Here is a 13168-nt window from a genome sequence, read left to right on the forward strand (position 1 = left end):
AGAAATATGATGAACCTAAGTGCATTAATACGAATTTTAGTTGCGATTATAATCGCAACGCTTATGGCGGGCTGTGGTGGTGGAGATGATAGTAAACCACTTCAGCAAAATAATAACGCTTCTGAGGCGGCTGAACAGCCAACACCTTCAAATTCTCTCACTTTTTCAAGTTCGCCTGTCGTGGTGGACTTTTCTTATCAACCCAAATTTAGATATGCTCGATTAGGCGAAACTCAGGTAGTTGACGAGCGGATGATAAATGGAACAGGTGATCTGATCCACCCTCAAGGTGTGTCAATTGAGCGTGGTAATATCACAGTTGCTGTGGATAATATTGAAGACCCTGATGGTATTGGTCGAGTGCTTTTGGGGTTTGATAATGCAGAGCAAGCTATTGAGTTGTGTAGCGCAAATTGTGGCTCGCCTTTTAATTTTACTCAAACCGGTGTCAATCCATTTGATTTTGGCCAGCAAAGTGGCACTGTTAATCTTCAAGTGTGGGTAGAAGATCTTAATGGCAACCTCAGTGTAGTAGCGATTAAGCAAGTGAACTGGCAGCCGCAAAGTATCGTCGTTGAGCCTGCACAAAGGCTAGATGACGGTACCGTAGAGATTAATTGGCAGCCACTTGATAGCGCACTGAGATATAACATTTATTTATCAGAAGAGCCGATAAGTAGCCGCGCTGCGATAAATTCGCTTCCGGCTAGCAATCGACTTATTGCTTTAACAGGGACCTCTCAGTCATTTTCTGATTTAGAGCCCACAAAGCACTATTATGTCATGGTGACAGGTATAGATGGTAGCGGTGAAAGTGCTTTTAGTGAATCAATCCTGTTGCCTGCTACTGAGAACACGCCACCAATTGCAAGAGATGACAGTTTCTCTGGGCTTCAATTTGAATCAATTTCCGGCAATGTTTTGAGCAATGATGATGATTTAGGCTTTGGCCCTATTGAAGTGCTAAATGAGCTTATTGCAGTGCCATCAAATGGTACTGTCGATATTTCTGCAAACGGGAGCTTTACTTACACGCCGAGTGATAGCTTCTTTGGGAATGACAGCTTTATTTATCAAATTCAAAATTCACAAGGTGCAACGGCTCAGGCTATTGTTACGCTCGAAATAGAAGCGGTAAGAGTTTCTATCCTTACGCTTAATAATAGTTATGTGGCTGAAAAAAACACTGAGTTGGCTGTCTCTGGGCGCGGCGTACTTGTGAATGACGTGCATTTATTGGATCAAGCACTGCAAATTGACACCCAGCCAGAGCGTAATGTAGAAAATGGTGCTTTGACACTCAACTCTGATGGTAGCTTTACTTATGTACCAAATAGTGAGTTCATAGGAGAAGATTCATTCATATACCGTGTACGCAGCAACGACGGTGAGGTGCAGTTAGCAGAAGTCTTTATTTCTGTTCAAGATAGCGTTACTAGCACAACGCCCGTCGCAGTGAATGATATGTTTGAGACCAGCGAAGACTTTATTTTGTCGGTTAGTTCACCAGGTGTGTTAGAGAATGACACGGATCAAGCGCTGGAGAGTGTTTCTATTGGAATTGAGACCACCACAATGAGTGGCACTTTGGAATTGACTGAACAAGGCGGCTTTAGATACATCCCTAGTGCAGACTTTGCAGGTCAAGATTTCTTTATATACACCATAACAAATGAAGCAGGTTTGAGTGCAAGTGCTTTCGGTGTAATTAACGTTTTGAGCGTGAATGATCCTCCCATGGCCGTTGATGACTCTATCGAAGTTGCACAGGGTCAACCATCAGCAATAAATGTAATAGGCAATGATAGTGATAAAGATGGTGAGCTGGTTTTATCTACATTAGAAATTGTGATGCAGCCAATGCATGGAATTCTCTCTTTCGATTTAAGCACAGGGCAATTTATATATCAGAGTGATGCTAATTACCGAGGTTCTGATTATTTTGTTTATACAATAGAGGATAATGAAGGCGCTAAATCAAATGAGGCATTTGTACAGATTTTTGTTACTGGAGAAAACACAGCACCAGTGGCGGTGAATGATATTGCCAGCACTTCTCAAGGAATACCTGTAGATATTGATGTATTGGCTAATGACTCTGATGCTGATGGCTCTTTAGTGTTTAGTTCTATTGAAATCACAACAAACCCAGAAAATGGGCAAGTCAGCCTTAATTCAAGCGACGGTATTTTAGTCTACACGCCGAGTTCAGGGTTCTCGGGTACAGATTCATTCCAATATCGTGTACAAGACAACGAAAACCAGTTTTCTAACATTGCATCTGTTACTGTGACAGTACAAGCTGTTAACCTGGCTCCTGTCGCAAACGCAGACAGTGCACAGGTGGAAATCGGTGCATCGGTTGTTGTGGCGGTGCTGGAAAATGATACTGATGTAGATGGTACGATTAATGGTAGTACTGTTGAGATAGTTGCAAATCCAAGTAAAGGCACTGTTAATGTTGAGTCTACCGGAGAGATTTTGTATGTGCATACTGGGACTGCGGTTGGCACGGATAGCTTCTCATACCGAGTCAGAGATGATGATGGTGCACTCTCTAATATCGCACTTGTTTCTATTAATATTGTTGAGCCAAGTACTGCGCCAATAGCTAATGCCGATATTACATCTCTTGATAAAAATACATCAGTAATGATAGACGTGCTTAGCAATGATGACGCCAAAGGACAGACACTAAATTTATCAAGTATTGAGATAATTAGCGCTGTGGCACATGGCTCAACTTTTATTGATACATCTACAGGCTATATAAGTTACATTCCAGTGAGCAACTTTGTTGGCACTGATAGCTTTACGTACCAAGTCATGAATAACTTAGGTGAGACATCAAATGTGGCAACTGTAACCATCACTGTCTTACCAAAAAATTACCCACCGACGGTATCTGCCAACTCAGCAAATATTGATACCAATGTGTCTAATGGTGATCTGGTATTGCAGGTAAGCGCATCAGATCCGGATGGTGATACTATCAGCTATACACTGAGTGGCACAAATGCAAGTTTATTCTCAATATCAAGTAATGGCCAAGTGACAATTGCTAATGCGGATCAAATCAGTACCAATGGTGAAGCGGCTTATGCGCTTACTGTTGAAGTATGTGACGACATCTCTCCTGCTTTGTGTTCATCGGCACAAATAACGATAAATGTGAGTGTTGCGCAAACAACGTATGTTGCAAATAAACTCACTACGTTTGGCTCAGATGGTGAAAAGGTTGTTAGACTTCGAGCGTCAATGGAGTCACACGAAGCTGGCCAATCTTTATTGCTCAGTGATGGTACATTACTGGTTGTTGGTGGAGTAGGCTATTGGAATGAAACCTTAGTCAGAAATATCCACCGGGCATCGATAACCAAAGTGCTGTCTGATGGGTACCCTGATACAAGTTTTGCAAGTCAGGGCGTATTTACCAGTTACTTTGGGATTGAAGTCGCTGATCAGCCACAAAATGTTGTTGCGAAGGCCGTTGCTGTAGACAGCAGTAATCGAATTTACGTTGCAGGCTATGCTGATTTTGGTGCAACAGAAGCCCAAGAATTATTATTATTCAGGCTGACAGCTTCGGGTGTTCACGATACATCTTACGGTGCAGGCTCTGGCTATACTAAATTGCCCCTTACAACCGGTGGACGAGTGACACCGATATCTATTTCTGTAGATGATGCTCAGGTTGTTACTGTACTAAGTAATGTTGCTGTTGGTGAAAATACCAGCATCAAGCTCACTCGAGTTGATGCCACAGGGAACATAACAGCGTCACTGGATATCGCACCTAGTTCTTCTCAATACGCCGATGGCATTGTCGATCTGGGCAATACCTTGTTGGTCTATGGTGAAGTTATGTCAGAGGCGGGAAATAAAGACCTGTTATTTGTAAGAGTTATAGAAGAAACCTTAGCGATTGATTCAAGCTTCCAGTCAGCCGGATTCTTACAAATTGATATTTATAGTGCTGCTTTTGACAATCAAGTACACGATGTTATTCAGTTGAGTGACGGGAAATTGTTACTGACAGGGGATTCTTACCTAGCTGGAGGCAGTGATAAATCTGTATTTGTGATGCGATTGAACAGTGATGGCTCAATGGATACCTCATTTAATGCTACTGGTTATATTTTATATGAACTAAATCAGTTACCTGCATCCGGTATTGATGGCCAAGACTTTTCGATGTGGAATGCTTTTGGTTTTGGTTTATATGCGGATGGAACACACTATTATGTAGGGATTGGCCGAGGGCAATATAGTAGCTCTTCTAACGCTGTACAGCTATTCAGAACAGACTTAAACGGCGTCATAGATATGAGTTGGTTACCCGAATCTGGCGGGCCCACAGCCTATAGACAATTTCTGTTGGCCCCTGTGGATTGGCATCGTACTAGTCAAGGACTCTTTGTCTATGGTTATCAGTATCGCTCTGTAGGAAATAACTTTTTCTATTCTCAATGGATGGGAGAGTTTACGCTCAGTGCGGCCTTAAACAGCAGCTTTGGTTCAGCCGGTGAAGTAAATCTAGACACAGGAGACGCAAATGAATCCTTTACTGAAGGGTTAAGCGTTCAGTCTTCATCGAGTCAATTGCTTCTTACTGGTAATTCTGCGACTTGGCAAAACAGCGAAGTACCTTATGTATATAAATTGGATGATACAGGTAATGGAGTCTCGAGCTTTGGAAACCTCGGGAAATTACAGTTGGCGATGAGTTCTTCTGTTACAGTGACTACAGCGGTTGAAGCCGCAGCAGGCAATATCTTACTTGCAGGCAATCAGGCGGCTGATCAAGCAGTTATTGTTAACGTCAAAAATAATGGCCAACAAGATTTTGATTTTATACCGGGTACTAGTGCAACCGCTATTGGTATTTCTGCCTCTACTTATGGAGGGACGGGCAGTACAATTAACGTGACTAAGTTATACACACTGCCGACCACTGACTTTATCGCGTTTGCGAAGATCAACGACGGGTGCATTGACCAAAGCCATGCATTTTTCTATTCAAGTGTGGGTTTGATGCTAGGGCACTTCCAATACCCTGTGCCGAGTGAAGTTTCCTGTGGTACCACAGCCAGAGGCATTGACTTTATTCACCCGGTCTCAGCGACTGAGTTAATAGGTATTGGCACCGATGAGCAAGTCTTTAGCGAGCCGCGCGTCATTTTAGCTAAATCAAATCTAACAGGTGACCTTGATTCATCGTTTGGTACTGCAGGTGTAGCTGCTTTAGACATTGGTTTGGTATCAGGTGAGTCTATGGACTTAAAAGGGTCATTTGTTGATTCGCAAGGCAAATTTGTCATATTCGGCACTGGCGGAAGTAAGAACTTTGTTATTAGGGTGAATATTGACGGCTCTATTGACAGTACATTTGGTTCCGGTGGTGTATTGATGTTTGAGCAGCTTGGCACAACCGCCGTTCTTGTTAAGCAAGGCTGGGTTCAAAGCACTGGTGAGCTGGTGTTATTCTTACAAGAATCAAGCGGTCAAGGTATTTACATTGCTCGGGTTAAATTGGCTGATGATGCAGGTACTTTAGATACAGCGTTTAACTCTGTCGGTTATCAAAACTTCTCGGTGTCCATGACAGGGCAGCTTTCCTCTGCTATTAGTTTGAATAATGGCGATAGTTTTGTACTGGTTTTACAACAGGATGAGCCAAAGATCATTGTGTTGCAAGCAGGTATTATTGAAATAGCTGACTAGCGAGGTTGATATAGAATGCAGTTAAAATTCTACGGTGTGCGGGGCTCTATCCCCACACCGGGACCAAATACAGTCAAATATGGTGGCAATACGGTGTGTGTATCATTGCAAAGCCAAAAAAATACACACATTATCTTAGACTCTGGAACAGGTATAAGACTACTTGGTGACGAGCTAATGAAAGATAAGCGGGATATTTATATTCTGCTTAGTCATAACCATTGGGATCATATCCAAGGCTTTCCGTTTTTTGTGCCTGCGTATATGCCAAATAAAAATATCACAATCATTCCAGGTGTAACTGATGCTCAGGCGCCTGATGCGATTTTGCGGCAAATGGATGGCAGCTATTTCCCAGTACAATATGATGATTTACCGTCAACGGTGAAAGTTGTGCAGCAGCAAAATGATACTTGGCACTATCATGATATTGATATTGAGCGTATGGCGATGAATCATCCTGGTGGCGGTAGTGCATATCGCTTAACGGTTGATGGGCTAAAAATAGTTTATGCAATTGATAACGAGCTGTACCCTCCGAATGATCCTGTAACGAGTTTTGATAAGTGGGTTGAATTCGTCGATGGCGTTGACTATTTGATTCATGATGGGCAGTTTATCCCTAGTGATTACCCTTTAAAGATGGGATGGGGGCATTCGCAGATTAAAGATGCTTTAGATTTAGCGGTACAAGGCAAAGTTAAAAACTTAGTTCTGATAAGTCATGACCCTGCAAGAACAGATGAAGACCTAGACCAAATAGCACACGATATTGGTAAGGAGGGCTACGATTTCAGAACTATTATTGCCCATGAGGGGCTTATAATTAAATGAGGCTAGCTAAGCATTTTAAGCTATATCGGCTTCAATGGGCTGCTGGTTTTATTATTACGTTTTTATTTATATTGCTTCATCTACTTGCTTTGTCTCCTGCAGCGCCTTATGGACAAGTTTTAAAGCGCTTTGAAGGACTGGCATATGATGTACGTTTAAAAGAAACCCTTTCTTGGCAGCAAAGGTCATTTTTACCCATCGTGATCGTTGATATTGACGAACAAAGCTTGATTGAGGTTGGTCGCTTCCCTTGGAGTCGCCACGTAATGGCAAAGCTACAAGACCAACTTGTTGCTGCTGGTGTATCTGTTGTTGCATATGATGTTTTGTTTTCCGAGCCAGAGCTTAATCCGGCAAACCAAGTTGCCAATCACTTAAGTGAGTTAGATCAAGATACTACAAGTAAATTACGGTCGATAGCGCCTGAAATTGACGCAGACATCGCTTTTTCAAAAACACTCGACGCCACAGATACCGTGTTGGGTATGTTGTTTGAACATCAACAAGATATTTTAGTAGGGAAGCTACCTGCTCCCATTTTTGCCAGTGAAATACCCCCCATAAACCTTCCAATCCCTGATTTCGCCGGACATGTGGCGAATGTAAAAGTGTTGCAGCAAAATAGCCCTGGAACTGGGTTCATCAATAGTGCGCCGGATGGTGACGGCTTTGTACGTTATTCTATGTTGATGATTAAACACAACGAAAACGCATACCCAGCATTGGCTTTAGAGGCAGCAAGATTGTATACCTTGGCAGATACTGTCGAGATTGTTGCTAAGCCATTTGGTGACGGGCACAGTGTGCAAGGGATAAAGTTAGGCACAACGTTAATCCCAACTGATGACTATGGTCGGGTTGCGATTCCATTTCGTGGACCTGCTTTCAGCTTTCCTTATGTTTCTGCTATTGATGTGATTAATGGTGAGGTAGATAAAACACTATTCGACCAAGCCATCGTATTTGTCGGTACATCAGCCGTTGGTCATGCCGATCTTCGTACCACGCCAGTGGGCGTTCAGTATCCGGGTGTTGAAGTACATGCAAACGTATTAGAAGGGTTAGTTTTTCCTGAGCTGCTGCCTTCAAGGCCTGACTGGATAGATGGAGCAGTGGTTGTATTACTTATCGCTTTGGGTTTAGTCACATCGATTGTGTTACCGCTGTTAGGCGTACTTGGCATGACAATATTTGCTGGGGTTATCACTTCTTGTTTTATCTTCTTTAGTTTTTATGCCTGGGTTGTTTGGCGATTAGACTTCCCTCAAGTTGCAACGCTTGGTCTGATTGTTTCGCAAACTACTGTTCTAGGTAGCCTCGGCTTTGTGAGAGAACATAAAGAGCGCGTACAGATAAAGTCAATATTCGACCAATATGTTCCACCTGCACATATCGCTTCCATGCTTGAGCAACCAGATCAAGCTTCTATGGAAGGCGAAAAGCGCGAAATGACAGTCTTGTTCGCTGATATACGTGAATTTACCAGTATTTCCGAGTCATTGGACGCCGGAAGGTTAAAAGCTTATCTGAATCAGTACTTTTCTCCGATCACCAAGATCATATTTGAATATCAAGGCACGATAGACAAATACGTCGGTGACATGGTGATGGCATTTTGGAATGCACCATTGCTGGTTGAACAGCACCCTGAACTTGCTGTTAAATGCGCCATACAAATGCAGCAGCAAGTAGAGGATTTGCAAGCAAAAATGATCGAACAAGATTTTCCACCTTTTGCGATTGGTATCGGATTAAATACCGGTGATATGAATGTCGGCGACATGGGATCTGAGTACCGACGAGCTTATACTGTGCTTGGTGATGCCGTTAATTTGGGCTCTCGTCTTGAAGGATTAACCAAGTTTTATGGGGTAGGTATACTGGTGAGTGAAATGACCTATGAGCAGTGCCCAAATATTATTTTTAGACCGATAGATAAAGTAAAAGTAAAAGGGAAAAGCCTTGCAGTAACCATTTTTGAGCCAATCGCGTTAAAAAATGCGGTGACGCAGGCACAGTTTGATGAATTAAAACAGCACGAAGTAGCTTGGCAGTTGTATTTATCGCAATCTTGGCAGGAAGCTTTGTCAGCTTTTACTAAACTAATAGAGTTACAACCGCAAAGAAAGATTTATCAGCTTCTTTGTGAGAGAGTGCGTGAGATGCAGTCGAATCCACCGAGTGAAAACTGGGATGGAAGTTATACGCACAAGTCAAAATAGTATGGGTGTATAGGGCCATGGATCTGTCAATTCGTAGCACAGTAGCTGAAGAAGACATCATAGAGAGTCAGGTTGCATTAAAGCATCTGCTTAAATTAGCGATTGAGCTGTCGTCAGAGCATGATACCGACAGGTTATTAGAGCATATTTTGGAGTCTGCAATTGCGCTGAGTAATGCAGAAGGCGGAACAATTTATTCTGTCTCAGAAGATGCGCAACTTAAATTTGCCACACTGATTAATGAGCCGCTTGGCTTACATATGGGAGGGACATCCGGTAAAGAGATACCATTTCCCGCAATTCCAATATATTTAGAAGATGGCTCCCCAAATGAAAGCGCATTGGTTGCACTTGCTGCAGCTAAAAAAGATGTTATCCGCATTGACGATGTTTATGACTGTACAGATTATGATTTATCCGCAGCCAGAGCAATGGATAAAAAAACAGGCTATCACACCCAGTCTGTATTGACGGTCCCCATGGCTAATCACGAGCGAGATTTAAATGGCGTATTGCAACTGATAAACCCTCGCAGTAAAGATAAAGTGGTTCGGTTTTCTTCAGACTTAGTAGAATTGATCTGTTCCATGAGTTCATTAGCGGCCGTTGCCTTAACTAACAGGCAGTTAATTGATGATATGGAAACACTCTTTCAGGCATTTACACGCTTAATTGCAAAAGCGATAGATGAAAAATCGCCTTACACAGGAGGGCATTGTCGGCGCGTACCCGAGTTGACCATGATGATTGCAGATGCGGTGCATGATGCTCAATCAGGACCCATGGCTGAATTTATAATGACTGCTGCAGATAGACATGAATTATCGCTTGCTGGGTGGCTTCATGACTGCGGGAAAATCGCAATTCCAGAATATGTCATGGATAAAGCCACTAAGTTACACTCTGTGTATGATCGTATCGAATTGGTAATCGCTAAGATAGAAATTGCTAAAAGGGATATTGAGCTTGATTACACAAAGCAAATCATTAAAGCGGAGATGCTGGATCAGCAACAAAAAGCAAATAGCTTGAAAGAAGAATTACAACGTGCTTTGCAAGCATTAGGTGATGAGAGTGAGTTTTTATCTCGAGCCAATATTGGCGGTGAATTTATGAAAGATGCCGATCAGCAACGTGTACAAAGCTTGGCGGATAACTATCAGGTTTCAGTCGCAGGCTGTGAGCAGCCCCTACTATCAAAAGAAGAAGTATATAACTTGAGTATAGCTAGAGGTACCTTAACAGCTGAAGAGCGCGTTGTTATTAATAAACATATGGATATTACGCTTGAGATGCTTGAGGCGTTACCTTTTCCAAAACATTTAAAGCGTGTGCCTGAGTTTGCGGGGGGGCACCATGAAAAAATGGATGGGACAGGTTACCCAAAAGGCCTTACCAGAGAACAGATGTCAGTACCTGCACGGATCATGGCTATTGCCGATATTTTTGAGGCATTAACTGCGGCAGATAGACCCTACAAAGACGCGAAGCCACTCAGTGAGTGTTTGTTTATTATGGGTAAAATGAAGCTCGGAGACCATATTGATCCGGACTTATTTGATGTATTCGTCAGCTCCGGTGTGTACTTAGAATACGCTAGGCAATATTTGAAGCCAGAGCAAATAGATGAGGTAGATATAGATAAAATTCCTGGATATAACAAATCTGAAGGTTAATTAAGTAATTCGCCAAGGTGGATTTAAGCGGTTTTCTCCAGCCCAATAGAGTTTAATTTTATTGTTAGACGGGTCTAACAGTATGGCTTCTTTCCAAAGGTACCTCTCCATTGTAGGTAATTGTTCAAACTCAACGCCTTTATCTACTAACTCTGCAACCCACTGCTCTAATTCAGGGTGTTCAAAATATATCACAGCGCCGTTGTTAAACTTTTCATCTTCAAGAGAAAGTGAAAAAGAACTTGTGCCTTTTGGGCACTCAAATCTTGCATAATGTGGCGTATCTACAATTAATGTGAAGCCAAGCAGCTGATAAAAGCTCACTGCCTTTGGCATATTTATAACGGGCAGAGTCACTTGGTTTAAATTCATGCTTATTGTTTTCTCTGTTGGTGAGTTTAAAACCATAATTTCAAACAATGCTGGCGTTGTAAACAGCAAAGCAGCTGTTAATTATTTGAACTATCTTGCTTTTCAGGACCGTAGCAATGGATATGTTCAATAAGTTCAGGGAAAAAATTTAGAAAAGACTGCTCAAGTAGTTCAAAGTGGTCATAAATCTCGACGCCTATGCCATGAAATCCATTTTTAAACCGTATCCTGTTGGCAATATTATCAAGCGCTTGAGTAGTGCCAGTAAATGAGCTGTACTGGGTAAACCAGTCGTGCCTAATGACATTTTTTATGACCTTTTGCATAGGCGGGTGCATGATAGGCAGCTTTTGACTAAGAAGCAGATAACTATTCCTTTTGAACTCGTCAAAATAACAATCGCTAAATTGCTCCCAGTGTTTAATCAATAAATGGTCGTACAACACATCAATTGCAATACCTGAAAAGCGCCTACGTTTGGATGTAAATAATGTTTTTGATTGTTTAACTTGCGGGTGAGAGTCGGTGAATTTGTCTACCAAAATATGATTTGTTAGCGCTCTTTTCGTCTGTGCTGATAGGGTTTTTGTGTCCACGCCTTTTTGAAAATCACCAAGCAAGTTACCATGGTAGGACTCTGCATTGTTTTGCGCGAGGAATAAGTGGGCTAGATAATTCACAGATCACCGTTTTATCATATATGGAAAAAGTGGTTTACTCACTACTATTACTATGCGGGCAATGGATAAATTATCAATAAGCGCGAACTGAAAACCTTTCCTTTGACAGTTATTTCCCTATAAAGAAAATTATTGAAATCGCGGCCAAGAACTAAGTTGTTCTGCTAATCTTAATTTATGAGCCCTTAAAAAGACGACCATTGATGCCTGATCTACTGAACTTTGATAGCGAGGTACAGTTATGATTGCATATGGATTTTTGCCTTTTTCAGCCTACGTTATCTCAGATTTTATCTTTTTTCACCGTAATCGCTCTATTAGTGTTGACGTGCTTGTTAGACAGGTTCGCTTTACGGGAGTAGAAGCCCTTGGGTTAGTGGTGTTAATCGCCATGTTAATTGGCGCACTCATTATCGTGCAAGGTTACCCACTGTTAGCCGCGATAGGCCAAGGCAATTGGATTTACGATATATTAATTTCAACCATAGTGCGCGACTTGGGACCATTTATAGTGTGTTTTATTGTGTTAGCTCGTTCAGGGACCGCAATCACTACTGAACTTGGTAATATGGTCGTCAGCAAAGAAATTGATGCATTAGTGGCAATGGGCGTCTCGCCTATTTCTTATCTTGTCGCGCCACGGGTATTAGGCATGATTGTATCCCTTGTTCTGCTCATGAGCTATTTTGTCGCATGTGGTATTTTTGGCGGTTATATAGTCAGTAACGCATTCCAATCAATCCCCGTAAGTACATTTTTCGCAAAGCTGATCAGCGAATTACATTGGTTGGATATAGTCATCATGCTGTTGAAAGTTGCGCTATCAGGCTTGTTTATTAGCTTAATTGCCAGTTATCACGGTTTGACTGTGAATCGCGCGATTACTGAAGTGCCGCAACGTAATATCAAGGCGGTTGGCAGAGGGCTTATTTCAATTTGCTTAATTCATGTTTCTCTGACTTTGCTGTACGTGATAATTTCAGGCCAATAATGATGCAGATTGAGTTTAAAAATATCTCCCACAGTGTGAAAAGCAGAGCCATATTTAGTGATATAAATGCCCGTGTAAACAGTGGTGAGTGTCTAGTTGTATCTGGACGATCTGGTTGTGGCAAGACCTTATTTTTTAGCATTGCCAGTGACATCATCAGACCTGATGGAGGTGAAGTACTGATTGATGGTTGTAATGTGCATCAAATGAATGCGCAAAAATATGCTGATTTTCGAAGAGACTTAGGCGTGGTATTTCAATTATCAGGGTTAATTTCAAATTTAACCCTAGAAGAGAACTTTTTGTTACCACTAAATCGCCACTGCAAAGAGTTAGATAAAGCTGAGAAGCATAGCCGAATTAACGCGCTAGCTGAGGAGTTTGCTTTGAAGGAATATCTACCACAGCGTACCGAGATGCTTTCATCTGGTCAGGCATCTTTGGCGGGTCTTGCACGCGCACTGTTATTGAAGCCTAGAGCAGTGATATGGGATGCACCTATGACGGAAATTGACGAGCAATGGAGTCATTATGTGTTGAAACTCTTATTAAAACTTAAAGATCAAGGCACGACATTGGTTTTATGTTCAAATCGAAAAGAGGTGATCAGTAACTTGGCGGACGAGCAGTTAGAGCTTAATGAGCTGTTCTGCTTGTCGGAGTGTTAGA

The 13168-nt window shown here is 42.0% G+C and carries 8 protein-coding genes; 6 read left to right on the forward strand and 2 right to left on the reverse strand.

What is annotated here, in order from left to right; genetic code table 11:
- The first annotated feature begins 6 nt into the window (after nucleotides 1–6).
- The 4 genes from L1077_RS15235 to L1077_RS15250 are packed head-to-tail and all read left to right on the forward strand — an operon-like array spanning nucleotide 7 to nucleotide 10456.
- On the forward strand, nucleotides 7–5724 hold the full coding sequence (locus L1077_RS15235; RefSeq protein ID WP_237137668.1) for an Ig-like domain-containing protein: 5718 nt from the start codon (nucleotides 7–9) through the stop codon (nucleotides 5722–5724).
- A gap of 15 nt (nucleotides 5725–5739) precedes the next feature.
- On the forward strand, nucleotides 5740–6558 hold the full coding sequence (locus tag L1077_RS15240) for an MBL fold metallo-hydrolase (protein ID WP_237137670.1): 819 nt from the start codon (nucleotides 5740–5742) through the stop codon (nucleotides 6556–6558).
- Nucleotides 6555–8780: a CHASE2 domain-containing protein gene (locus L1077_RS15245; RefSeq protein ID WP_237137672.1), complete on the forward strand. Its 2226-nt coding sequence runs from the start codon at nucleotides 6555–6557 to the stop codon at nucleotides 8778–8780. The genes L1077_RS15240 and L1077_RS15245 overlap by 4 nt, the downstream gene beginning before the upstream one ends.
- Nucleotides 8781–8797: 17 nt before the next feature.
- Nucleotides 8798–10456 (forward strand): HD domain-containing phosphohydrolase, encoded by a 1659-nt coding sequence (locus tag L1077_RS15250; protein ID WP_237137674.1) that lies wholly within the window; start codon nucleotides 8798–8800, stop codon nucleotides 10454–10456.
- Here L1077_RS15250 and L1077_RS15255 read toward each other — a convergent pair whose 3' ends face one another.
- Together L1077_RS15255 and L1077_RS15260 are read right to left on the reverse strand one after the other, a co-directional pair.
- The gene (locus tag L1077_RS15255) at nucleotides 10457–10828 is read right to left on the reverse strand and encodes a VOC family protein (protein WP_237137676.1); all 372 of its coding nucleotides are present in this window, start codon (nucleotides 10826–10828) and stop codon (nucleotides 10457–10459) included. It abuts the gene before it with no gap.
- A gap of 77 nt (nucleotides 10829–10905) precedes the next feature.
- The gene (locus L1077_RS15260) at nucleotides 10906–11508 is read right to left on the reverse strand and encodes an ACP phosphodiesterase (RefSeq protein ID WP_237137677.1); all 603 of its coding nucleotides are present in this window, start codon (nucleotides 11506–11508) and stop codon (nucleotides 10906–10908) included.
- 241 nt (nucleotides 11509–11749) lie between these two features.
- Between L1077_RS15260 and L1077_RS15265 the strand changes: the two genes are divergently transcribed.
- Together L1077_RS15265 and L1077_RS15270 are read left to right on the forward strand one after the other, a co-directional pair.
- On the forward strand, nucleotides 11750–12499 hold the full coding sequence (locus tag L1077_RS15265) for an ABC transporter permease (protein WP_237137678.1): 750 nt from the start codon (nucleotides 11750–11752) through the stop codon (nucleotides 12497–12499).
- A complete protein-coding gene (locus L1077_RS15270; RefSeq protein ID WP_237137679.1) occupies nucleotides 12499–13167 on the forward strand; it encodes an ATP-binding cassette domain-containing protein in 669 nt (222 codons plus the stop codon). Before L1077_RS15265 ends, L1077_RS15270 begins: the two co-directional genes overlap by 1 nt.
- Nucleotide 13168: the final 1 nt, after the last annotated feature.

Source organism: Pseudoalteromonas luteoviolacea, from assembly GCF_021654285.1.
GTDB classification, from domain to species: Bacteria; Pseudomonadota; Gammaproteobacteria; order Enterobacterales; family Alteromonadaceae; genus Pseudoalteromonas; species Pseudoalteromonas luteoviolacea_J.